We start from the raw sequence: 23,306 nt of genomic DNA on the forward strand, positions 1-23,306 counted from the left end.
AGCAGTTGGCTTTTAACCAATTGGTCGTAGGTTCGAATCCTACACGACCCACCACATTGAAAAAAGCCGGTTCATTGAACCGGCTTTTTTTTCTGTCTTCTGAAAATGAACTAATGCAGCTTTAAGTGGGGGCGTGTTGTTTTTCCGATAAAGTCTTTCAGAATCAGTGCTCCTGTCCTGAGCCGTCCAAACAGCGCTACCTGATGCATTCGGTATAGACTGATGTAAAACATCTTGGCCATCATCCCTTCCACCATCATATCGCCGCGCGTGATGGCTCCCATTAAATTACCTACGGCGCTGAAACGACTCAGTGAGATCAGAGAGCCGTAATCTTTGTAGGTAAAGGTTAAGGGGGGCTGACCCTGCAGAACGTTTCCTGTGAGGCTCTTGGCCAGCAGCTCGGCTTGCTGATGGGCTGCCTGGGCTCTGGGGGGGATGGTGATCGGTTCGCCGTTATTGTCCTTCAGCGTACAACTGGCGCAGTCACCCAGTGCATAGATGTGATCATCCAGAGTAGATTGCAAGGTGGGTTTGACCAGAAGTTGGTTAATTCGATTGGTTTCAAGGCCTGCAATATCTTTCAGGAAGGCCGGCGCTTTGATACCTGCCGCCCAGATACTGAGATCGGAGTCGATAAAGTCACCGCTTTTTGTGTTCAGGCCTTTGTTAGTAATCTCACTCACTAGCTGACGGGTTTGTATCATGATCCCCATTTTTTGCAGCTGCTTGTGTACACTGCTGCTGATACGAGCGGGCAGGGCAGGCAGTATTCGGTCACTGCCTTCTATGACAGTGATCTTTACTTTATTGGGCTGGATAGCGTCCAGGCCATATCGGGCGAGTTCTATGGCCGCATGGTGAAGTTCTGCGGCCAGTTCCACCCCGGTTGCTCCGGCACCAATGATGGCGATGTTTAGCTCAGGCGATTTTTCCCGGGAAGCCTGGGCATGAAGGTAGTGATTCAAAAGCGTAGTATGTACTCTTTCCGCTTCTTCCCGGTTGTCCAGAAACAGGCAGTGATCCACTGCGCCCGGGGTATTAAAGTCATTTGCGGTGCTGCCTAAACAGATCACCAGGTCATCGTACTCCAGGCTACGCTCGGGAACGACTTCTTCTCCGTTATCGTCGTTAATGGGGGCGAGGGTAATGGTTTTATTATCCCGGTCCAGACCGCACATTCTGCCGGGCAGAAAGTGAAAATGATTCCATTTTGCCTGAGCCAGATAACTCAGCTCATCTTCAAAGGCATTCAGGGAGCCGGCGGCCACTTCATGCAAAAGAGGTTTCCAGAAATGAGTCTTTCGAACATCCACCAGAGTAATCCGGGCTTTCTTCTTCTTGCCCAGTTTCTTACCCAGTCTGGTAGCTAATCCCAGCCCTCCGGCACCTCCTCCAACAATAACAATTTTATGCAGCTGATCAGTCACTTTATTCTCTCTATTTTTATAAAGGAGTGTTTTGAATCAGTCTAAAATGCCCAACTCGCCTCTTGATTTTATGGTTACAAAGAGGGGGGAAACTGATTAAAAACACACCCTACGGCTATTCAGACGGGCTCAACCCAAGACAAAGACGCCTATCAGGCGGCTGAGAACACCTAGCATGACAATGATGACTGCCAGCCAGAACATCAGCTTCAAAGGTCTGAAACGGTTGCGCTCATTAGCATTGGTTCCAGTAGTGATAAAGCGGTCAACCCTGGCCTGATCTTCAGGGCACAGGCGGGTCTGGGTTTCTTCCATTTGCCACTCCGTATTCTCAGCTCCCTAGAGTATGCTACCTAAGCACTCAATGTGCCAATAGGAAACCCGAATTTGACCGAGAAATACCCAAAATAATCTGAACATGTGTGCTGGTTAGTTGCTTGATCATGTTGACTAGATTCAAGCTCTTGATCAATCTAGTTCTGATTGGCATAGAATATGGGTGCTGCGAGTGAAACTGATTTTATTGGCGTTAAGAGTTCAATATTTCGAATGGGTTGAATTGTTCAAGGTATTTTGTCGTTATTCGTCCCAGCGCACATTCCTTAAAGCCTTTCTTGAGTTGAAGCTCCGATATCTTCTGGACAGCCCTTTTCAAGTTAGTAAGCGCTTCCTGATTAAAAAAAAGTCAGACGACTTATATCTCTATGGTGAAACGCCTTTAACGGTGCTAGATGATATTTGTGAAAAGTCTGGAATAACGTCTCAGGATCATGTTTTTGAATTGGGTGCAGGCAGCGGTTTTACTTCGCTCTGGATGGCTGCTTTTGCGGGCGTTCGAGTGACATCGATTGAGCAGGTCCCCACGTTTTGTCTGAGACTGCAGCGTGTCAGTCGAAGAATGAAGCTGGACAAACTAAACGTTATCGAGGGTGATTATCTGGAGGTGGATCTTTCGGCTGCCACGGTCATTTATCTCTATGCATCTAATCTGGATGATCTCACTATTCGTTGCCTGACGCTGAGAATGTTGGCTCTTAAACCCGGGAGCAGAGTGATTTCTGTCAGCTATCCTCTTCAGGAGTATTGCCCTGTACCGGGTATTTTTGAGCAAAGTGAACGCTTTCCTGTTTGCTTCCCGTGGGGGGAAGCCGATGTATTTTTGCAGGTCAGAACATCTTATGTGCAGAAGTCAGGCGTCTGACGATGGTGCTGCCATAGCGAGCGATCAATTCAGGAACCGGTTTATCCGGAAATTGCTCCAATCCCGCCTTGATGAAATTCCAGGTCACCTGAGCCTGTCTGATCGGTTTGGCAGCATGAGCATGGCCACCATACTGTTCACCGAGTTTTGACAGCTTTTGTTCGAAATGCCCGGCCAGGGTTTGCAACTGAAGCCGACCTGAAGCGCTTTTGTCCTCTTTTAGTTCAGATAAGGTCAGGCTGAGGTATTGACGTGACAGGCGTTCCATGAGTAGTGCCTGCTCTAGAAAGCCGAGCTTTTCACCTCTGTGTGGTTTGTGGGTCAGAATTTTTTGTCTCAGAAGCAGTAGCTTTCTATCCAGCCTGGCCAGAGCCAAGAGCAGTGTAGAGGCTTCCGGGGGGCGAGAGTGAGCAGGTAAATCAGCCATCCAGGCGGCGTGTCGGCTAATGATAGGCCATAGCGCCAGGGTCGACGAGATCAACTTTGCAGTTTCCTGGTCTCCGGATTGCCATGGCAAGGCAGGGATGTTCTGGTTCAGCAGAGCCAGATTGTCCTGCATTTTCACTCTGGCCTCCTTGTTGAGAAAGTCGACCTGTAGCAGGTGAATATTCACGATCAACTGGTTCAGCAATAACTCCTGCTTCAGAAGGTGTTCCGGAGTCAAGTGATTGTTTTTGACAGGCGGCTCTGAAGCTGCAGTCTGGTTCATAAAAGCGAGAAGAAAAAACAGTGCGGCCAGTAAATGAGCTTTAGACATGGTGGAGTCCGGAAACAGTGAAGTCATCCCTTATGTATCGGATGTCCCGGTTGTCACTTGATTGTGACAACCCAGATCATTTGCAGCCATCAACAAGATCGTGAATGGCCTAATAAAGACCGCTTAACAGATCTATCAGAGCTCATGAGGGCATGCAAATATAGCTCGCCTCAAACGTCAGTTGTTGCCTTCCAGTTGTTCCTTGAGTTTGGCTGGAACTTCCTTGATGACAAGCTGATTCAGGTCTTTGTTGTACACTACCTGAGTACCGAGCAGCTCGGCATCAAAAGCAATGTTAAGACCCTTGCTGCGACCGGTGTACTTAACCAGTTTGGTCAGAGTGCGTTTCTCTGGAGCCATGGGTTGGTTCATATCATAGTCACGAGTGTTGACGAAACGGGCAAAATCATCAGAGCCGGCCTCACTCAGGTAACCGGTAAGCTCATCCAGAGTCAGGGCATCGCCATCATCCATTTTGGTCTGGCAGAAGTCATAGACCTGTCGACTGACTTCCCGGTGATTTTCCAGGGAAGGCGCTTCTCTGGCGTACTCCTTTACAGCACTGACCAGCGTGTCAGCCTCTTCCTTGCTGTTGCTGGTTTCATTGCAGCCCAGAGCTTCCTGAAATACATCGCTCAGGCGACGGCCACCACGGGGGCGCAAAAAAGAGAGGTAACGGCCGCTGTTTTCGTTACCCTGCCACTCGGTGATATTAATGCGGCAGGCCAACGGCATTCTGGTCGTATCCAGGTAGGCTACATCTTGAATGGAAAGGTCATCTGTAACGGTGATGCTGACGTTGCTGGTCAACATGCAGAGCATGAAGTATCGGGTCAGACCCTGCTGGTAATCAGCAAACAGAAGGTACCCTCCACCCAGCGCACCTGCTTGATCGAGCTTTTCCAGAAGTTGGTTCAGGGTATTGCGGGTCAGGGCCGTAAAATCCATTTTTTCTACCAGATAATCACCCAGTTCCCCGGGGAAAGGACTTTCGGCGTCCGGGTTGAACTGACCATACTGTTTGTCCTGTTTCTTGTTGTAGGTTTGCAGCAGGTCGTCCAGCATCGACTCCAGAGCCGGGGTGGGGGGCAGGCTGTGAGTTGCCGGAATAGCAATCAGGGAGTCACTGCCAGGGGATTGTTTCAGCTGGTGTACAATGATTTGTTGAATGGCCATAAGTTAATAGTCTTGCAAGCAGTGGTGATCGTCTAACCCGAATGTTTCATAAATCAGGCAGGTTCCGTCCAATCGCCTCATAGGATTAGGTCGACCAAAAAAGCCTGGGACGAAACAAACCGGAACCCGCTATGGCAAAACATACACAAGAAAACCTTCGTTTTCACCCTGTTAATGGTAAAACTGTCAGCGCTGATTTTAACGGGGAGTTGTCCTCAGGTTTTGGCGTGTTGATCTGAACCACTCAGCCAGCCTGACCTGAGCTGCTAAGCACCAGAACTTGTTTAACACCCAATGCGGCAATATCTGCAATTTGCCAGTGATGAAGGTTGAAGGTTTTTGCAGAAAGTTGATTACCGCTATCTCTCTTCGTGGCATGCTCGCCAGTGCGGTGCTATACAGATCTGGTACAAATGGCAAAGGCCATCCAATGAGGCTCTTTACAGGATGATATAAGTGGCAGGTTATGTTCTATTTTATTCTGTCTTTGTTAACTGTCTCTCAGCGATCAGACAAGACTGATCTGAACTGCGTCGATATGAAATTGCGCTCCCTGCCGAGATTATTTCTAGGCATTTCGTTTCTGTTAACGCCTGTCGTAACCTTGTCCGGACAGAGCGGGACGTTTGTGACGACGGGCTATTCCGGCTCCGCCCCGGGCACTTACAACCCATCCAGTATTCCGTTGCCCATTCTTCTACTCCCTCTTGCCTATCACATCTCTTTTAATCGTTTTCCCTATTCTGACATCGGCCAGGAGACCAGGCCTGAGCCGTCCTTTTGTATTGAGCCTGATGATCCCCTCCCCACCTCCAAGCCAGGCTGCCTGCCCCTGCCAAACGAACTGAATATTCAACTGGCCCCTGACCAGGGAGTCCCGGGTCAATGGACTTGGCGCTTACCCGGCAAAGGCAAGTCAGAACTTTACCCTGAACAGGTACGGACAAAAGCCACTGAAGAAGTTGTGCCAGTCCCTATATCAGTCCCTGACACGAGTTTACAATGGGAGCCAGCCCACCCTGTTCCCAGACCAAATGATGTCTTCCTGCCCGGGCCTCCCGGCTCAAAGGGCGTCATAACACCGAATACTAAAACGACGAACAATCTTACTCCCCGGAGTTGCGATGACGAACACTGTCTGAGTTGGGGGTTCGATGATGGACATGAATGGATTCTGGACCTGTCAGAAACTATTGCCCCTTTCCCTTTATTAGAAGACCCCCCCCCCCTGGAGTGAAAAGAAGCCAGCACAGGAAGCGGCCAATAGACAGATAGTGGCCACCAGAACAACTGATCAGCATGGTAATGTCTTTTATAGACTGGATGACAATAAGCAGGTTCATTATATCAGTGAGGAAGAATACCGGCGGCTACTCTCATTGTATTTCCAGATGTGGCTTGAATTCCTGTATCCAGAGTATTTCGGCCCCGGAGTGCCTGCCGGAGGTGGTTGGCATCAATGGCACTGGCGAATCCGGAAAATGCCACGGGATCCGGAACCCCCATCCGACCCCCCTGAACATTTAGCTGGGGCGCCAGCAAAAAAATTGCCCAAGAACATCAGTCAACGGCCTGATGGTGGGGGAGACTCCGGCGAAGGGAGCGTGTCAGAACAAGAGCTTTCCGCCTCGCCCGCACCCACCTCTGGCGAAGCAGGTAAGGCAACTTCCTCGCGTTTTATTGTTGATGAGGCTATCAATGATGATTACTCCGTAGTCACAATCTCAGTGAGTGATATGGATCAGTCAAGCTTGTTCCGTGGAGACACCGTCCAGCTAATCGGCAAACTACGAAAAACGTCTATAGCCATTGTTTTATCGGATGTGAATCAGCCATCTGGCAGGATCAGGATGCACAGTGCAATGCGGAAAAACCTTAAAGTGAGGCTGGGAGATATAGTCAAAATCGCCCACATTCCTAATCTTCCCTATGGTAAACGAGTGAGTATATTGCCGATAAAAGATAGCCTTGAAGGCATTACCGGCAACTTGTTTGAGGTGTTTTTGAAACCATTTTTTAGTGATGCGTATCGACCCGTTGCCAAAAAAGACATCATTCCTATAACTGCAGGAATTCGAACCGTTCAGTTCCAGGTGATGGAAACAGATCCGGAAGGTGGGTGCATAGTGGCCTCGGACACACAAATTTTCTGTGAGGGCCATGCCGTCGAGCGTGAAGATGAGTTTTCAATCACTGAAGTTGGTTATGATGATATTGGTGGGCTTAGACCACAGATTCAAACAATACGCGAAATTGTTGAGCTTCCTCTGCGTTACCCACAACTTTTCAATACCCTGAATGTGAGTCCTCCAAGAGGAATACTTCTGAGTGGACCACCGGGAAATGGAAAAACAATGATTGCCCGGGCTATTGCCAACGAGAGCGGTGCCTTCCTCTTTATCATTAATGGCCCGGAAATAATGAGTAAAATGGCAGGTGAGTCAGAATCCAATCTGAGAAAGGCTTTCGAAGAAGCTGAAAAAAACAGGCCTGCCATTATTTTTATCGATGAAATTGACTCGATAGCCCCAAAGCGTGACAAAACTCAGGGTGAAGTAGAGCGACGTGTGGTAGGCCAATTGCTTACCTTGTTGGATGGTTTGCAGCCCAGACGGCAGGTTATGATTCTGGCAGCCACCAACAGGGTTAATTCCATTGATCAGGCACTGCGCCGATTTGGCCGGTTTGATAAAGAAATCCACATCGGCGTTCCTGACCAAACCGGTCGCCTGGAAATCCTTCAGGTTCATACCAGGGACAAAAAACTGTCCGATGATGTGGATTTGGAAAAGATCGCAAAAACCTGCCATGGGTTCACCGGCGCTGACATCGCACAGCTTATTAGTGATGCCGCCATGATCTGTATAAGGGAAAAAATAGATATAACTACTCTGGATGATGAGCAGAATATTGATGCCAGATTTTTGGATAGTCTGGAAATCACTCAGGCCCATTTTGATCAGGCTCTCCGTTCCTCCAACCCATCAGCGCTCAGAGAAACCTTTGTCGAGATACCCGCTGTGACCTGGGCAGACATCGGTGGCATGATGGATGTCAAAAAGACATTGCTGGAAATGGTTCGCTATCCCCTTGAATGGCCCGAGCTGCTCAAGCATTTTGGTCAGAAACCGTCACGGGGTGTGCTTCTGTATGGCCCCCCCGGTTGTGGCAAAACACAGTTGGCCAAAGCCCTGGCCAACGATTGCCAGGCTAACTTCATTGCCATAAAAGGGCCAGAGTTGTTGACTATGTGGTTTGGTGAATCAGAGCACAATGTTCGTGAGCTTTTTGACAAAGCCAGACAGGCAGCACCGTGCATCCTGTTTTTTGATGAAATTGATTCTTTAGCGTCCTCCAGAGGGGCATCAATGGGTGACGCTGGTGGCGCAAGCGATCGCGTCCTGAATCAGCTGTTAATCGAAATTGATGGTATAGCTGAACGGAATAACATTTACATCATCGCCGCCACCAATCGACCAGACATTCTTGACAGAGCTCTTATGAGACCGGGTCGTTTCGACAAGCACATCTACATTCCACTGCCAGATCTTGCAGGCCGATTGCATATCTTCGAAGCTGTCCTGCGTAATACACCGGTAGAGGATAATGTTGATTTAAGGCAGCTAGCTGCTAAAACCAAAGGTTTCTCTGGAGCTGATATTAACGAAATCTGCCAGACAGCAATACAACAGGCAGTCAGGGAATACATTGGCAGAACGCGTAACCTGCAGGAAGCTCAAGGTGAGGCAATGGATGTTGAAGAATCTCTTGATAGTTACATGTTGACGCGCAGCCATTTTGAGCACGCCATGAGCACGGCGAGGCGCAGCGTTGGGGAATCAGATATTCACCGTTATGAAACGTTTCACTTGCGGTCAAGCCAAACCGGGACCCCATTCCGTTTTCAGGATACCCCCCCTGCATCAGCGCCATCTGGAGCAGTAAGCCTCTTTGAAGAGCCTGAAGATGACGACTTGTATGATTAAACTTTCATAGCAAAAGCACCTGAAGCTTGGTGCTTCAGGTGCTTTTTCTGGTTGAAGTGTTCGCTGCTCTCGCTCTTGCGTTGTTCTATTGCCAGTCGTCATCTTTTGTTGGGGTTATTCAGCGATCCGTCTGAGAAAGTTTGCACCAACTTGCACCAGAATAAGGGGGACTGGAGCTCTGGTACGTTTAACCGGGCATAAGTCCTTGGACATATTGCAGACAAACCTTTTCATGGTATCTTCCTTCCCGATCATGTTTTAGGGTTCAGAATATGCCCAAGGCTTTGCTTGACCAGTAGATCTAATTGATGCTGATTGGGACTGATTCTGGCCATTAACTGAAGGCCGAGAAAGAAACTGGTGAGTTCCCTGGCAGCATCCATGCTGCTCAAACTGGGGGCGATGAGGTTCTTTTCCGTTCCCTTGAGTACCTGGGTCAATAATGCTTGCTGAATCGTATTGACAGCCTGTCTGACCAGCTCTGTGGCCTCATCTGGCAACAGGTGAAGTTCTGTGCTGGTGCAGGCTAGAAAGCAGCAGTTCTGGTACTGCATGTCTTGGGGATGTCGATAGCCAGCTGTCAGAAATCGGCGTAAACCTTCTAGCGGAGGGCCCGAACCAAGATACTTTTGGATTCTCAACTGTAGGTAGTGTTCAATGTAATACCGTAAGACGTGCAGGTATAAGCCTTCTTTGTTTTTGAAATGATGATAAAGGCTACCCGGGTGCAGATCGGTGGCTTCTTCTAACTGTCTTAGAGAAGACGCCGAGAATCCTCGGGACCAAAAGAGAGCGAGTGCGTTATTCAGCGCCTTGTCTTTATTAAAAGAGGTGTGCCTACCCATAAATGAAAATAATTGACTTGGGAACTTCCAATGTAGCAGTAACTTTCTGTTCCCGACAACTCTCCCACAACGGATTAGCATGCATTGTGGGATACAAGCTGGAGAATACCCCAATGGCTCTGACCCCTTCGAATATGGTGGCACTGGGCTCGTCTGCCCCTGATTTTGAATTGCCTGAACCTTCATCCGGGCAGTCGGTTTCACTGCAGGAAGTGAGTAAAGAGAAAGGCGTTTTGGTGATGTTTATCTGTAACCACTGTCCCTATGTGATTCACATTGAAGATGCACTGGTGCAGTTGGGCAAGGATTATGCCGATCGAGATCTTGGCATAGTGGCTATCAGTGCTAACGATGCTGAAAGCTATCCTGATGATGCTCCTGAAAATATGGCATTAAAATCTTACCCGTTCCCCTATCTCTATGATGAAAGTCAGTCAGTGGCGAAAGCTTATGATGCAGCCTGTACGCCTGATTTTTTTCTCTTCGATGTCGAATTGAAGTGTGTCTATCGAGGTCAGTTTGATGCCTCGCGTCCCGGTAATGACAAGCCTGTGACCGGGAGGGATTTGAGGTCCGCTATGGACGCTGTGCTGGCGGGAGAGCGTGTATCAGAGAATCAAAGTCCCAGTGTTGGCTGCAATATCAAATGGAAGTAGTTGTGCACTTTTCAGAAGGCATTATTCTTTCTCAACCCAGAGGGTCCAGTTTCTGTATTCGGATACTTTTTCGAAGCGTTCTCTCAGTGGGTCCGACAGCATATTAATGTTGCCGTCACGAGTGGCCAGAAAGTCTCTGCGATTCTTGTGTAATTGATCGAGGATCTCCTCTTCATCAAAGGCTAAGAGGGCCTGGCCCTGGGAATAAAAGCGAGCCGAGAAGGGGCGTTTCATGAAGTAAATAAGATGACCGGGCTGCTCAGCCGGGTGAGTCATCATGCCGGCGACCAGGTACTTTTGAGATTTTTTACCACCGTCGTTCATCATGACAATGGTAGTGATAATCATCAACAGAGGTGTCAGGGTCGCCAGGGCAATAAGCTTCCCGGAATGGCTAGGCCAACGCTCCCCAAACAGTCTTGCAATAATCAGTGCCAGAGCAGGCATCACAGGCAGCGTGTAAGTCCAGATCAGATTGGCGGTGAAGGTGAAAAAAAGAGGCAGAAAGAGCAGCCAGCAGAGCAGGAAGTAATCCCATTCCTGCAACTGGAGGGTGGGCTTCGTTTGCCAGAATTTCCAGAGTTGGGTAATGACGACTCCCAGTAACACGAATGTCCAGGGAAAGCCTCCTGCCAGCAAGTAACCCCAGATGGCCCCCAGCATATGAACATGGGCATTGCCGTATTCATCACCCTGCCAGCCGGAATCCAGATAGCGGGAAAAATGTTCGCCAATAAACATGTACTCCAGAAGGCCGGGGTTGCGTATCTCTGCACTAATATACCAGGGAAGGGCAATGGCGGCCGCCAGAACAGTGCCTTTGATCCAGGGGAATGTGTGCCACAGCGTTATCAATCGAGCTTTTGGAAGGCACCATAAGAAAATCGGACCGCCCGCCAGAACCACAGCAGCGAGCCCCTTGGCCAAAAATGCCAGACCGCAACCCGCAAAAAACAGATATTGCCACCGCAGTGCCATAGATTCGTCTTGATAGTGCCAGCCCATCCAGAAGCTGCAGAGGATAAGAGTGATCGTCAGGGTCATGACCGGGTCGGCCAGAAGAGCTCCCGAAAGAACCAGAAACGTAGCAGAAGTGATCAGGAACAGTACTGTAATTTTTGCCTGTTGTTTCCCCATTTGAAAGTGGGCCAGCTTCCAGACCAGTGCCAGAATACCCAAACTACAAATCAGGGAGGGTAAGCGGGCGGCAAATTCATTGATGCCAAATAACTTGAAGCTTACGGCTGAAAGCCAGATAAACAACGGCGGTTTACCCAGAAACGGGATACCATAATCAAAATACGGAATGACCCAGTCGTTAGTCTCTACCATCAGCCTGACGATCTCACCGTAGCGGGCTTCTGAGGTGTCCATCAGAGGGTACAGGCCGAGGGAGAGCAGCCGGATCAGAACCGCAATCAGTATCAGGAGTGACACCCAGAACCAGCGGGAAGAAGATTTTAGGGAGGCGTCGGTCATTATTATTCTGAACTCTGTGTCTGATTACCGTGAAAACGTCCAAGGATACAAAGGACTTTTGTTCCTTTACTCTTTATTGTTTCGGCCAATTCATTCATTGCACAAATACAGTGGAAAAAATCTCTGACTATCTGCTGTTCGTTTGCTGCAAAAGAAAGCGCAACCAATGAGTAACCTGACTGAGGCGTTGATTGTGACTCAAGTGATCACAATGCTTATTGAAAGTAGTTCATTTTGATCGGTTTCTATAATTTTTTTCGTAGACATCTCGACCCATGGCTTCGATCTGCCGGTCAATCATTGTCCGGAAGCTGTCCAGACAGTTTTGGTGAACCCTTGGGTCTCCTGAAAAAACTCGCATAAGGCATACCGCGGCTTCGACAGTGGACAGAGCTGACTGATGGGGTGTTTTGCGGATTCGGTAGCTGGATTCCAGGTTTTCTGACAGGGATATCCACGGTAGAGATTGAAGCTGGGGATTGAGGTGAAGTATCTTTCTGGCTTTTCTCCAGGTACCATCCAGCAGAATGCAAACATCAGGCAGGCCGTGGATTTTCTGATATTCAGACGATTGAAGAGCCCCGTCGCCCGGAAAAAGTAAACAGCCTTTTTTGTTTTCTAAAAGGATCTTGAGGTGTGGGTTTTCATTGAAGTCCTCACCCACGAGAATCTTGCAGTTCTTAATGCCCAGTTTGAGAATCCGGGCGGTATTCAGCGGATGTTTGACCTCATCAGGATGCTGCAGGATCAATAGTTCACAGCAGGCCTGCTCAAGCTGTAGATCCTGGCAGATGCAGAATTGCAAAGGACGCTCACAGCGCTGGCACTGGGCTCGGGCCATGCATGACATTCCTGAAAGTCAGATTAATACGGGGCAAAACGGTTCCGGATGTTTTGGGAATACAATGCTGCCAGTAGCGCTGGGTTGAGCCTGACATCACCAGCAGTGAGCCAGGAGATAAATTTATCGACAAAGGACTTATACCTCTGGACTTGCCCTCTTTGTGTTTCAGTCGAAAGCGTCTTTCCTGACCCAGGCTCATTGATGCAATAACGGGGTGTTCGCCCAGCTCCGCTTCATCGTCGGAATGCCAGCCATTACTGTCATTACCATCACGATACAGATTGAGCAGCACTGTGTTGAATGATGAGCGACAGGCTTGCTCGACCACTTCTTTGATTGCCAGTAGTACTGGTGTCCATGGCTCTGGAACCAGCGTCAGGCCAGAGTAGCTATAGGTCATGCCTTTATCGCCATACCATGCCTGTAAACGGGGTAAATCGAATGCTTTTCCAAAAAGCGTGATCTTATCCTGACGCCACCGGGTCCCGGATAGAAGCTGCTGGTAGTAAAATTCACAGTCTTTTGGTGTGATCACTTCTGGCCAGAAAGACAGCTCGGCGTCAGGGGCATAAATGTTGATTGAATGCAATTCGTTTTATTGGGAGCTGTTATGCAGGGACATTTGAAAGATTAGCTTTTCTGCCGTGCAGTCAAAGTCCAGCATCGCCTTGATGACGGTGATGCCGTTTTCCTGACTGGTTTCCGACTGCACCTTGCAGTTGCCTGATCCTACTGACAGAGCTCGCTGTTCAATTTTCCTGAACTTGTCCCGGGCTGAAATTGCCTTGTCGCCACGAATCTCCAGGGTAACCCAAGTATCATCGTCGCGGATCAGGGTACCAACCTCTACAGTATTGCAGGTGGTGCACTCAAAGGGGTCTTTTTCGTTCATGTCGATACCTCGTAACAGCGAGAAATCTTGCTTCATTAATCATCAAATTAACATATTACAAGATCTATGGGGATACGTCAGATTCTGCGAAAACCCTCTTGGGCTTGCGAGGTTGATTGTATCTCCAAAATCCTTCTTTAATCGGATATGTCCCTGTTTTTTGTGTCCTGTATTTGTTTGTTTGTCTTAGTGAGTGTTTGTGAAAGCTTTTTTATTCGGTTTTTATGGTATAGGCTCAGTGATTCTCGAAGTTGTACGTCATCAAAATGAGGGATAAACGGTGCTTTCGTTCAAAAAGTTGCTGGTATTCCCTCCATCAGAATTAAGGTGAGCGTGCCTTTAAGCCATGAACAAAGTGCCAGAGTGAAAGAAATTTCACGGTAAAACCCCGGGAAGTTAAATCTATGACAGACAGCAAGGCGAATTTGCGTCGCAACGTGAACCTGCTGGGAACACTGTTGGGTCAAACGATTAAAGAGCATCATGGCGAGGATTTTTTCAATCGTATTGAAAGTATTCGTCAGCTTTCCAAGGCTGCAAGAGCAGGCAGTGAGGATGATAGGGATGTTTTGCTGGATCAATTGAAAAACCTTTCCGATGACGATCTGGTGCCCGTCACACGAGCGTTTAGTCATTTTCTCAATTTGGCTAATCTGGCCGAGCAATATGACAGCATTGCCGTCAGCCATGGCGAAACGTTCTGTGTCCCGGATCACTTCGATGAGCTGATGGCCAGGCTGAGAAATCAGGGTTTCAGTCAAGAGCAGATCGCTGACAGTGTTGCCAGTCTGGATATGGAGCTGGTGTTGACCGCTCACCCCACCGAAGTTTCCCGCAGAACCCTGATCCAGAAACATGAATCAATTTTTGAGTGCCTTAGCAAGCTGGAAAGCAGCCGTTTGAGCTTCAGGGAACGGGCCCGCCATGAAGACCGGCTTCGTCAGTTGATTGCTCAGGCCTGGCACACTTACGAGTTCAGGATGAAGCGGCCATCGCCTGTTGATGAGGCCAAGGGTGGGTTTGCTACCATCGAGCACTCTCTGTGGAATGCGGTTCCTGATTTTGTTCGTGCCATAGACGAGCGGCTCAGGGAACACACGGACATAGGTCTGCCACTGGATGCTGTGCCGGTGCGTTTTTCTTCCTGGATGGGAGGGGATCGGGATGGGAATCCATTCGTCACCGCTGAGGTGACTCAGGAAGTGCTCTTGTTGAGCCGCTGGATGGCTGCGGATTTGTACCTCAGGGATCTGAAGCCTCTTATTGGAGAACTCTCCATGACAGAGTGCAGTGAAGAAATGAAGCAGAAACTGGGGGAATGTCGAGAGCCCTACCGGGTGATTCTCAGGCAACTCAGGGAACGTCTCAGAGAGGCCCGAAGCTGGTGTGAATATTCATTGGCCGATAAACCCCGTTCTTCTGAAGTGCTTCTTGAGCATAAAGATCTTGTTGAGCCTCTGGAGCTCTGCTATCACTCGTTGCATAAAGTGGGTCTTGGGGTCATCGCCGATGGTCCGCTGTTGGACATGATTCGTCGTGCTCACAGCTTTGGTCTCACCCTGATACGTCTGGATATTCGTCAGGAGGCGAGCAGGCATACCCGGACGGTCAGTGAGTTAACCAGGGCTCTCGGGATTGGAGATTACCAGAGCTGGGACGAGCAGGAAAAGCAGACCTTTCTGCTAAAAGAGCTTCAGAATCCCAGGCCCATGATTCCGGTAGAATGGGAGCCTTCCGAAGAGGTCGCTGAAGTCATTGCCACCTGTCGTGCTATTGCCAGAGAAGGTCAGCAGGCATTGGGGGCCTACGTCATTTCCATGGCCTACAAGCCGTCCGATGTATTGTCTGTAGCACTATTGCTGAAGGAGTGTGGCGTTGACTTTGCGATGCCGATTGCTCCCCTGTTTGAAACACTGGATGCTCTGGATGGTGCCAGTGAGTGCATTAGCTCTCTGCTGTCATTGCCCTGGTATCGTGGCTATTGTCATGGGGGGCAGATGGTCATGATCGGTTATTCCGACTCTGCCAAAGATGCTGGCTGGATGGCTGCAGCCTGGGCTCAGTATCGGGCTATGGAAGAGGTGACGGAAGTTTGTCGTGAAAATAATGTTGAGCTGACGTTGTTTCACGGTCGTGGCGGCACCATCGGTCGCGGCGGTGGCCCTGCCCATGCGGCGATTCTTTCCCAGCCACCGGGCTCTGTGAACAATAATCTGCGGGTCACTGAACAAGGAGAGATGATCCGTTTCAAGTTTGGTTTCCCTGACGTCGCCATTAATAGTCTGATGCTTTATGCCAGCGCTACCCTCGAAGCAAGCCTGTTGCCGCCACCAGAACCAAAACAAAGCTGGCGAGATATGATGGATCAGCTGGCCAGGGATTCCCTGCAAATTTACCGGGGCATGGTTCGGGATGAGCCTGATTTTGTTCCCTACTTTCGTGCTGTGACGCCAGAACAGGAACTGGCCAAGCTTCCGCTGGGCTCCAGACCTGCAAAGCGCAAGCCTAATGGTGGCGTGGAAAGTTTGCGGGCGATTCCATGGATATTCGCCTGGACCCAGATTCGTCTCATGCTGCCCACCTGGCTTGGATGTGGTGCTGCCCTGAAAAATGCCCTTGAAAATGGTCAGAGAGACACTCTGGAAGAGATGATCAGTCAGTGGCCGTTCTTCAAGGCACGACTGGAAATGCTGGAGATGGTCTTTATGAAGACCGATTCTAATCTGGCTGAATACTACGAGGAGCGTCTGGTACCCGCCGAGCTACAGCATTTGGGAGAAAGCCTGCGAGAGCAACTGGAAACTGCAGTTCAGGCACTGCTGGAGCTCAAAGGCGGTGAAGAGTTGATGTCTAACCATCCTCAGAACAAACAGGCCATCGCTTTACGTAATCCTTATACTGACCCTCTGAACGTTCTTCAGGCAGAGTTACTCTACCGGGTAAGACATACAGAGGAAGGGGAGGTTTGTGAAAACCTTGAGCAGGCTTTGATGATCACCGTTGCAGGTATTGCTGCAGGTATGCGTAACACCGGTTAATTGAACCGGAAACCATTATTCCTCACGGAGCAGGCTCTAACAGGAGTTGTCTGAGCCTGCTATCCTTCGGAACAGGTGATTCGGCAGTTTTATCAAACGCAAGAGCCTGTGCCTCATTCATAGGAAAAGCTCTCTGATCAAAAAAACTTCAGTCTCTTTACTGCACGCAAAGTCTATGATGAAGGACGACCGCTCTTTATTCGGGGCTTTTTTGCTGACATGTTGGTCAGAGTCTGCAGTTCAGGATCAACCTGCGTAATGACTACTGCGTTTTTATCCACACACGACCCGTGTATCTGTTCTACTGCAGTTTAGGTTCGTATATTTGAGACACAACCGTCAATTGGGTTCCTGAAATCTCTCTCACCCTGCAGCAAGCATCCAAGACCCCGGGAGTGCTTTCTGCGAATGACTGTCTATACTCGGTCAGCCTCCGGTGAGCTGTCGTACAATGGTGTGAGGTGAAATTTTAAGGTTTTATTACCATGGTGCATGATATAGGATCACGGAGCACACTTAGATAAGGTGATCGGAACAAGCATGGCTGTCGCTGCAATTATCACAGGAACGGGGCTTTACACCCCGGCCAGCTCCATCAGTAATGATGAACTGGTCGCGAGCTATAACACCTGGGCTCAAAAAGAGAACGATAAACACCAGCAGGCAATCGCTGCTGGTGAAAGGGAACCTCTGCCGATGAGCAGTAGTGCGTTCATAGAAAAAGCGTCGGGCATTAAAAGCCGTTATGTCATGAATCGGGAAGGCGTTCTTGATCCTGACCGTATGGTACCCCTGCTACCCGAGCGGGATAACGAGGAAATCTCCGTTCAGTGTGAAATGGCATTACATGCTGCCAGAGATGCGCTTTTCCAGGCCAAAGTTAGACCAGAAGAGGTGGATCTGGTTATTGTTGCTTGTTCCAACTTGCAAAGGGCTTATCCTGCCGTCGCTGTTGAAGTGCAATATTATTTGGGAGCGTCTGGCTATGCCTACGATATGAATGTTGCTTGTTCTTCTGCAACGTTTGGGATCAAAGCGGCCACGGATGCCATTCTTTCCGGTCACGCGCATAGGGTTCTGGTGATCAGTCCCGAGATCACTTCCGGTCATTTGAATTTTCGCGATCGTGACAGTCACTTTATTTTCGGAGATGCCTCTACGGCCGTTGTTGTTGAAGCCGACAGTGTTGCCAGGAATGAGAATGGTTTTGAAATACTGGGTACCAGAGCCTGGACTCAGTTTTCCAACAATATCCGTAATAATTTTGGATTCCTGAATCGCGCTGATGAGTCTGGCGTAGGGCAACCCGATAAGCTTTTTGTGCAGAATGGCCGCAAGGTTTTCAAGGAAGTCTGTCCCAAAGTGGCAGAGATCATTTCAAGTCATCTGGATGAGCTAAGGCTAGCGTCTGAAGAACTCTCTCGCCTCTGGCTGCATCAGGCGAACCTGAGCATGAACCAGCTGATTTCACGAAAAATACTGGGTCGTGAAGCGACTTCTGAAGAGGCGCCGGTTATTCTGGATGAGTACGCCAATACCAGTTCTGCCGGATCAATCATTGCCTTCCATAAACACTCAGCAGATCTGGAAACTGGCAGCTTTGGTGTTATCTGTTCTTTTGGAGCGGGCTACTCGATTGGCAGTGTTGTCGTCAGAAAACGCTGAAAGTCTTGTGATGAAAATGCAACTGGTTGAGATCGCTGCGGAACAGTGCGGTATGCGGGCAAATTTACCTATTTGTCATTACCCATTACAATAGCCTGCAATTTTTCCCGAATACTTGCCAGTGCCCGGAAATCGAAACACAGGGTTCCAACTCTTTTCTGGTGCTGGGGTGGAGATCTGGATGACTGAGAAGGTAAGAGATCAGGACAAGACGCACTTTGGTTACAAAGATGTCAATCCTGACGATAAAGAGAAGCTGGTGGCGGGTGTTTTTCACTCAGTGGCTGACAGCTATGACATGATGAATGACCTGATGTCGATGGGTGTTCACCGGATCTGGAAGCGTTTTACGGTAGAGCTTTCTGCGGTCCGTAAAGGTCATCATGTTCTGGATATTGCTGGTGGTACCGGCGACCTCACAAAACAGTTTTCCCGTCTGGTGGGTGATACGGGGAGAGTGGTTCTTGCTGATATCAATGAGTCCATGCTCAGAGTTGGGCGTGATCGCCTGATTGATCAGGGCATTGTTGGGAATGTTGAGTATGTTCAGGCCAATGCTGAATGCCTGCCCTTCCCGGAAAACACGTTCGACTGCATAACCATCGCCTTTGGCCTGCGAAATGTGACCGATAAGGACGAAGCACTGCGTTCTATGTGCCGGGTCCTGAAGCCAGGCGGGCGTCTCCTGGTTCTGGAGTTCTCAAAGACCAACAACCCTCTGCTGACCAAAGCCTATGACGCCTATTCTTTCTCCCTGTTGCCGTTCATGGGCAAGCTGGTGGCGGGCGACTCAGAGAGTTATCGTTATCTGGCCGAGAGTATTCGCAAGCACCCGGATCAGGAAACGCTGAAAGCGATGATGAAAGAAGCCGGTTTTGTGAATAACACCTACCACAACATGACCGGAGGCATTGTTGCCCTGCATAAAGGCATCAAACCCTGATTATCATGAAGACGGCATTTTTGGCGCTTCTGGAGACCCGGATTAATCAGCTGTTGAAGCTGGATCCAGTCACAGCCGAGGCCCTGAAGTCTCTGGATGGCAGAGTTGTTCGTTTCATTTGTCTTCAGCCTGATTTTAACTGCTATGTTTTTCTGGACGCCTTTGGAGTTCGGTGTGCTGGCTGGCATGAGGGATCTGTAGATGCCACTCTGCAGGGGCCGTTGAGCAGTTTTATAACGCTTGCAGTTGATCGAGGCTCTTCATGGCAAGGGGTCAGGGAGCTAAACGTCTCTGGTGAGCAGAATGTTTTGGAAAAATTGGAATCCACTCATCGAAAGATGGAGCTCGACTGGGAAAGCCTGATATGTGAGCGACTGGGCCCGGTAGCAGGACATTCACTGGCTGAGGGACTGCGTTTCATCACCTCGACGTTTGCGGGTTTTGGCGAAAGGCTTCCTGATCATGGGGCAACTTATCTTCAGGATGAGCTGGAGCTGGTGCCCTCAGAGCCCGAAATCAGCGCTTTCAGTCATGAGGTGACTGTTCTCAGTGAAGCCGTTGAAGACTTGGGCAGGCGTTTGAACAAATCTTGATGGGTAAGCTGGTAAGCAGCCATGAGTGAAAGACAGCCCTGAGCAAGTTGAGCAAACAAGCGGGTTGAGCAAACAAAAGTATCGCGGGAGAATAGGGTGCTGCAGTTAACCCGTTTAATAAAAATTGTTGGGGCTATTGCCCGTTACAGGCTGGATGATCTGATCGAGATCGACCGTCTGCCTTTTCCCGCCAGAGTGCTGATGCGCCTCTTTCCCTGGCGGTATTTCATCAAAAATAATGAACCCAGAGCCATCCGATTGAGAAAAGGGCTTGAATCCCTCGGGCCTATCTTCATCAAGTTCGGCCAGATTTTATCCACCCGCCGCGATCTTTTGCCAGACGATATCAGTGATGAATTGGCCCGATTGCAGGATCAAGTGGCGCCTTTTCCTGCGACAGATGCCGTTGCCATCATCGAGAAAAGCCTAAATGCCCCGGTTTCAAAACGGTTTAACCGCTTTGATCATGAACCCATGGCGTCTGCTTCCATAGCCCAGGTGCACACTGCACGACTGCACACTGGAGAAGAGGTGGTAGTAAAAGTGATACGGCCCGGCATAGAGAAGGTGATCCGCAAGGATATCCGGCTTATGTACGGCTTTAGTCGTCTGTTGGTCATTCTTGTAAGAGAGGCCAGAAGGCTCAGGCCAATAGAAGTGGTCAGGGATTACGAGAAAACCATTCTTGATGAGCTGGACCTGTTGCGGGAAGCAGCCAACAGCTCCCTTTTGCGCAGAAATTTTATTGATTCACCGTTGCTGTTTATTCCTCAGGTTTACTGGGATTATTGCAAGCCTTCGGTTATGGTAATGGAGAGAATTTATGGTGTGCCCGTTGCTGATACGGAAACCCTGAAGGCCAGTGGCACCGATATGAAAAAACTGGCGGAAAGAGGCGTCGAGATCTTCTTTACTCAGGTTTTCCGCGACCGGTTTTTCCATGCCGACATGCATCCGGGTAATATTTTTGTCGATATATCTAACCCATCTGAGCCCAAATACATCGGCATTGACTGTGGTATCGTCGGTACCCTGGAACCGGAAGATCAGTATTATCTGGCCTGTAACCTGCTGGCTTTTTTCAAACGGGATTATCGTAAGGTCGCCCAACTGCACGTGGATTCAGGCTGGGTTCCTTCCCATACCGTAGTCGGCGAACTTGAAGCCTCTATTCGTACGGTCTGTGAGCCTATATTTGAACGACCCTTGAAAGATATTTCTTTTGGGCATCTCTTGGTCAGATTGTTTCAGGTGGCACGAAGGTTTGAAATGGAAGTTCAGCCCCAGCTGGTTCTGTTGGAAAAAACGCTGCTCAACGTCGAAGGGCTGGGACGGCAACTATATCCGGAGCTTGATCTGTGGAATACCGCACAGCCTTTCCTTGAGAAGTGGATGAAAGATCAGGTCAGTCCATGCGAAATCGGCCGTTCAGTGCGTGATAATGCTCCCGACTGGCTGCTGAGTGCGCCTAATATGGCCAGAAATGCTTTGCACAGTGTCAAACAAATTTCAGAGCATCAGCAAAAGCTGATGGACATGCATAGCCGGGCAGGTCAGCAATCCAGCAAAATGAAGTGGCTGGGTAGGGTATTGGTTGCAGGAGCTGCTGCTGTTCTGGTGTTCCCTGAATGGTCTGCGCAGATCCCCTGGCAGGGAGTGTTAATGGGAGGAGTCGGAGTATGGCTCCTGACTCGATAGGAGTGGAGATGAGTAGCATGAGTTGGTTGGATGACGTTCGCTGGAACAGTGATGGTCTGGTGGCAGCGACAGCCCAGGATCATCAAACTGGCAGGGTACTGATGCAGGCCTGGATGAATCGGGAAGCACTGGCTCTGACCGCTGAAGAGCAGCAGGCGATATACTGGTCACGTTCCCGTGGCAAACTCTGGCGTAAAGGTGAGTCATCCGGCCATGTGCAGAAACTGCATGAATTAAGGCTGGATTGTGATGGCGACTCTGTTCTGCTAGTGGTAGAGCAGCTTGGCGGAATAGCCTGCCACACAGGTCGGGAATCCTGCTTTTATCGTAGGTTGAGCGAAGGCGGTCAATGGTTAACTACGGATGAAGTCCTGAAAAGCCCTGGTGCCATCTACGGTGAAGACAAGAGTGGAAACAGCGATAATGGATAGCATCTTGGAGAAGCTGGAAGCTGTGCTGGAAGAACGCCGTCGGGCCAGCCCGGACAGCTCCTATGTAGCCAGTTTGCATGATGCGGGTATGGACAAGATCCTGAAAAAAGTCGGTGAAGAGTCGGCAGAAACCCTGATCGCAGCGAAAGCAGCAGAGTTGGGTGGCAGTCTTGATGATGTGGTTTATGAAACAGCAGACCTCTGGTTTCATACTATGGTCATGCTGTCTCATCTGGGGCTGAGCCACAAAGAAGTTCTCAAAGAGCTGGAGCGACGCTTTGGTTTGTCAGGCATCGAAGAAAAGGCCTCTCGAGACGCTTGAGTGAAGGGAAGCGGGATATCCGGTAGAATATATCAATCGTACAGCCGCATTCATGAGAGTGCAGCGGTTAATGCTTCCGGGGTAGCGTTGGCATTGGGGGCTGACTTTCCCTGGTTAGTCTGAAAGGAAGGTGGATTATGGGATTTGGTGGAATCAGTATCTGGCAGTTGCTCATCATCCTGCTGATTGTGGTGATGCTGTTTGGTACTAAGAAACTGAAAGGCCTGGGTGGTGATCTGGGCAGTGCTGTCAAGGGATTCAAAAAAGCTATCTCTTCTGATGAAGAGCAGAAGTCCCAACCGTCCGGGAGCCATCATCAGAACAAAGAGCCCGAAGAGAGTCAGCGTAAATCCTGAGGCAGGTTGCAGTACAGTTTTCTTCTCCCGTGTATCGGGAGTCAGGGTAAACAGCTTTACGTTCAGGCAGTCGTGAGCTGAAAAAACAGCCGTGAGCTGAAAACAGCCGTGAGCTGAAAATGTTTTGAGATATCTCTGGAGATAAAGTGTTCGACATCGGTTTCACAGAGCTGCTTCTTATTGCTGTGATCGCTCTGGTCGTATTGGGGCCTGAGAGGCTGCCCGGTGCCATTCGAACCACGGCCTACTGGATCAGCAAGATAAAACGCAGCTTTCAGTCTGCCAAGGACGAACTGGAGAGAGAGCTGGATGTCGATGGCATCAAAAGGCAAATTCATAACGAACAGGTTATGAAAGAGTTGGAAAAGACACGCTCTCAAATGACTGAGTCGATCAAGGAGCCATTAGAGACATTAAACAAGTCCTTTGATCTTGGTGAGAAAGATAAAGATCCTGGTGAAAAAAATCCTGATGGCACTACAGACAAAGCAAAAGAAGAAACTGAAGAGAAAACAAACAAGGGTGCATGAGCAAAAATGGAGTCTTCAAGGAACAGCCTCTGGTTCAGTATCTTGTTGAGCTAAGGTGTCGTTTGCTTCGCAGTTTCGTAGCTGTGCTAGTGTTTCAGGGACTCTTCTATTTTTCAAGGATATTTATCCGGGGCTGGCCTTTGCTTATTATGTAGTCTTCCCGATTAGCTTCTCTTTCTTAAGTACCGTCGGACTCGAATCGGTGACGGTGATGACGGATATCAATCGATACCTCCAATTTATAGTGAAATTGTTCTTTGCCTTCGGCGTGGCTTTTGAAGTTCCATTAGCGATTGTAGTGTTGGTGTGGAGTGGTATTTCAACGGTAGAAAGCCTCTCGAAAAAACGTCCCAATGTCATTGTTGGCTGTCTTGTTATAGTCATGTTGCTGACTCCCGCTGACGTTGTTTCCTAGCAGCCTGTCGGACTTAAGGCTGTCCTACTGCGGTTGCAATAAATTGGTC

Annotated in this window: 22 protein-coding genes and 2 pseudogenes; 14 read left to right on the forward strand and 10 right to left on the reverse strand. The window is 49.3% G+C overall.

The features are described 5' to 3' along the window. Positions 1-110: 110 nt before the first annotated feature. Both KDK19_RS01935 and KDK19_RS01940 read right to left on the reverse strand, forming a co-directional pair. On the reverse strand, positions 111-1,430 hold the full coding sequence (locus tag KDK19_RS01935) for an NAD(P)/FAD-dependent oxidoreductase (protein WP_257279881.1): 1,320 nt from the start codon (positions 1,428-1,430) through the stop codon (positions 111-113). 129 nt (positions 1,431-1,559) lie between these two features. After that, on the reverse strand, positions 1,560-1,745 hold the full coding sequence (locus KDK19_RS01940; RefSeq protein ID WP_257279880.1) for a DUF3094 domain-containing protein: 186 nt from the start codon (positions 1,743-1,745) through the stop codon (positions 1,560-1,562). Positions 1,746-1,938: 193 nt separating this feature from the next. On the opposite strand from KDK19_RS01940, the gene KDK19_RS01945 reads away from it, so the two are divergent. Then, a complete protein-coding gene (locus KDK19_RS01945) occupies positions 1,939-2,631 on the forward strand; it encodes an rRNA adenine N-6-methyltransferase family protein (RefSeq protein ID WP_257279879.1) in 693 nt (230 codons plus the stop codon). Here KDK19_RS01945 and KDK19_RS01950 read toward each other — a convergent pair. Both KDK19_RS01950 and KDK19_RS01955 read right to left on the reverse strand, forming a co-directional pair. Continuing rightward, entirely contained in the window at positions 2,597-3,388 is a 792-nt protein-coding gene (locus KDK19_RS01950) for a hypothetical protein (protein WP_257279878.1), read from the reverse strand. The genes KDK19_RS01945 and KDK19_RS01950 overlap by 35 nt on opposite strands. Positions 3,389-3,565: 177 nt before the next feature. Beyond that, a complete protein-coding gene (locus KDK19_RS01955) occupies positions 3,566-4,564 on the reverse strand; it encodes a nucleoid-associated protein (protein WP_257253545.1) in 999 nt (332 codons plus the stop codon). Between the two features lie 538 nt (positions 4,565-5,102). On the opposite strand from KDK19_RS01955, the gene KDK19_RS01960 reads away from it, so the two are divergent. Both KDK19_RS01960 and KDK19_RS01965 read left to right on the forward strand, forming a co-directional pair. Continuing rightward, positions 5,103-5,801: a hypothetical protein gene (locus KDK19_RS01960; protein WP_257291243.1), complete on the forward strand. Its 699-nt coding sequence runs from the start codon at positions 5,103-5,105 to the stop codon at positions 5,799-5,801. A 37-nt stretch (positions 5,802-5,838) separates the two neighbouring features. Continuing rightward, positions 5,839-8,550 carry an AAA family ATPase gene (locus tag KDK19_RS01965; RefSeq protein ID WP_257275222.1) on the forward strand — a complete coding sequence of 904 codons (2,712 nt, stop codon included), beginning with the start codon at positions 5,839-5,841 and terminating at the stop codon, positions 8,548-8,550. Between the two features lie 251 nt (positions 8,551-8,801). Here KDK19_RS01965 and KDK19_RS01970 read toward each other — a convergent pair whose 3' ends face one another. Together KDK19_RS01970 and KDK19_RS24245 are read right to left on the reverse strand one after the other, a co-directional pair. After that, positions 8,802-9,050: a hypothetical protein gene (locus KDK19_RS01970; protein WP_257275223.1), complete on the reverse strand. Its 249-nt coding sequence runs from the start codon at positions 9,048-9,050 to the stop codon at positions 8,802-8,804. A 186-nt stretch (positions 9,051-9,236) separates the two neighbouring features. Continuing rightward, positions 9,237-9,581, reverse strand: a pseudogene (locus tag KDK19_RS24245) (TetR/AcrR family transcriptional regulator); the annotation flags it as partial. On the opposite strand from KDK19_RS24245, the gene KDK19_RS01975 reads away from it, so the two are divergent. Then, positions 9,509-10,051, forward strand: coding sequence for a thioredoxin family protein (locus KDK19_RS01975; RefSeq protein ID WP_257275224.1), 543 nt, complete (start codon positions 9,509-9,511; stop codon positions 10,049-10,051). The pseudogene KDK19_RS24245 and the gene KDK19_RS01975 sit on opposite strands and share 73 nt — an antisense overlap. Positions 10,052-10,072: 21 nt before the next feature. On the opposite strand, the gene KDK19_RS01980 is transcribed toward KDK19_RS01975, so the two are convergent. The 4 genes from KDK19_RS01980 to KDK19_RS01995 all read right to left on the reverse strand — a co-directional run bounded on the left by KDK19_RS01980 (position 10,073) and on the right by KDK19_RS01995 (position 13,266). Then, on the reverse strand, positions 10,073-11,530 hold the full coding sequence (locus KDK19_RS01980; protein ID WP_257287251.1) for a glycosyltransferase family 39 protein: 1,458 nt from the start codon (positions 11,528-11,530) through the stop codon (positions 10,073-10,075). 229 nt (positions 11,531-11,759) lie between these two features. Beyond that, positions 11,760-12,371 carry a tRNA-uridine aminocarboxypropyltransferase gene (locus KDK19_RS01985; protein WP_257287252.1) on the reverse strand — a complete coding sequence of 204 codons (612 nt, stop codon included), beginning with the start codon at positions 12,369-12,371 and terminating at the stop codon, positions 11,760-11,762. Then, positions 12,343-12,963 carry an alpha-ketoglutarate-dependent dioxygenase AlkB gene (locus KDK19_RS01990; protein WP_257275227.1) on the reverse strand — a complete coding sequence of 207 codons (621 nt, stop codon included), beginning with the start codon at positions 12,961-12,963 and terminating at the stop codon, positions 12,343-12,345. The genes KDK19_RS01985 and KDK19_RS01990 overlap by 29 nt, the downstream gene beginning before the upstream one ends. A 6-nt stretch (positions 12,964-12,969) precedes the next feature. Continuing rightward, positions 12,970-13,266 (reverse strand): YfcZ/YiiS family protein, encoded by a 297-nt coding sequence (locus tag KDK19_RS01995; protein WP_257275228.1) that lies wholly within the window; start codon positions 13,264-13,266, stop codon positions 12,970-12,972. 404 nt (positions 13,267-13,670) lie between these two features. Here KDK19_RS01995 and ppc point away from each other — a divergent pair, with 404 nt between their 5' ends. The 10 genes and pseudogenes from ppc to KDK19_RS02045 form a co-directional block, all read left to right on the forward strand. Next, entirely contained in the window at positions 13,671-16,304 is a 2,634-nt protein-coding gene (gene ppc / locus KDK19_RS02000) for a phosphoenolpyruvate carboxylase (RefSeq protein WP_257275229.1), read from the forward strand. A gap of 540 nt (positions 16,305-16,844) precedes the next feature. Beyond that, positions 16,845-17,969 (forward strand): beta-ketoacyl-ACP synthase III, encoded by a 1,125-nt coding sequence (locus KDK19_RS02005; protein ID WP_257279872.1) that lies wholly within the window; start codon positions 16,845-16,847, stop codon positions 17,967-17,969. Positions 17,970-18,150: 181 nt separating this feature from the next. Next, positions 18,151-18,912, forward strand: a complete 762-nt coding sequence (gene ubiE / locus KDK19_RS02010; RefSeq protein WP_257279871.1) for a bifunctional demethylmenaquinone methyltransferase/2-methoxy-6-polyprenyl-1,4-benzoquinol methylase UbiE — start codon at positions 18,151-18,153, stop codon at positions 18,910-18,912. 5 nt (positions 18,913-18,917) lie between these two features. Continuing rightward, positions 18,918-19,505, forward strand: coding sequence for an SCP2 domain-containing protein (locus tag KDK19_RS02015; RefSeq protein WP_257279870.1), 588 nt, complete (start codon positions 18,918-18,920; stop codon positions 19,503-19,505). 96 nt (positions 19,506-19,601) lie between these two features. Beyond that, the gene (ubiB, locus tag KDK19_RS02020; RefSeq protein WP_257287254.1) at positions 19,602-21,203 is read left to right on the forward strand and encodes a ubiquinone biosynthesis regulatory protein kinase UbiB; all 1,602 of its coding nucleotides are present in this window, start codon (positions 19,602-19,604) and stop codon (positions 21,201-21,203) included. Beyond that, positions 21,185-21,634: a phosphoribosyl-AMP cyclohydrolase gene (gene hisI / locus KDK19_RS02025; protein WP_257291244.1), complete on the forward strand. Its 450-nt coding sequence runs from the start codon at positions 21,185-21,187 to the stop codon at positions 21,632-21,634. Before ubiB ends, hisI begins: the two co-directional genes overlap by 19 nt. Then, entirely contained in the window at positions 21,627-21,956 is a 330-nt protein-coding gene (locus KDK19_RS02030) for a phosphoribosyl-ATP diphosphatase (protein WP_257279868.1), read from the forward strand. Before hisI ends, KDK19_RS02030 begins: the two co-directional genes overlap by 8 nt. 137 nt (positions 21,957-22,093) lie before the next feature. Beyond that, positions 22,094-22,312: a twin-arginine translocase TatA/TatE family subunit gene (gene tatA, locus KDK19_RS02035; RefSeq protein ID WP_257279867.1), complete on the forward strand. Its 219-nt coding sequence runs from the start codon at positions 22,094-22,096 to the stop codon at positions 22,310-22,312. 146 nt (positions 22,313-22,458) lie between these two features. After that, on the forward strand, positions 22,459-22,842 hold the full coding sequence (gene tatB, locus KDK19_RS02040) for a Sec-independent protein translocase protein TatB (protein WP_257279866.1): 384 nt from the start codon (positions 22,459-22,461) through the stop codon (positions 22,840-22,842). Between the two features lie 124 nt (positions 22,843-22,966). Then, positions 22,967-23,254, forward strand: a pseudogene (locus KDK19_RS02045) (twin-arginine translocase subunit TatC); the annotation flags it as partial. Positions 23,255-23,306: the final 52 nt, after the last annotated feature.

Origin of the sequence: Endozoicomonas sp. ONNA1 (genome assembly GCF_024606325.1) — a bacterium.
Taxonomy (GTDB): Bacteria; Pseudomonadota; Gammaproteobacteria; order Pseudomonadales; family Endozoicomonadaceae; genus Endozoicomonas_A.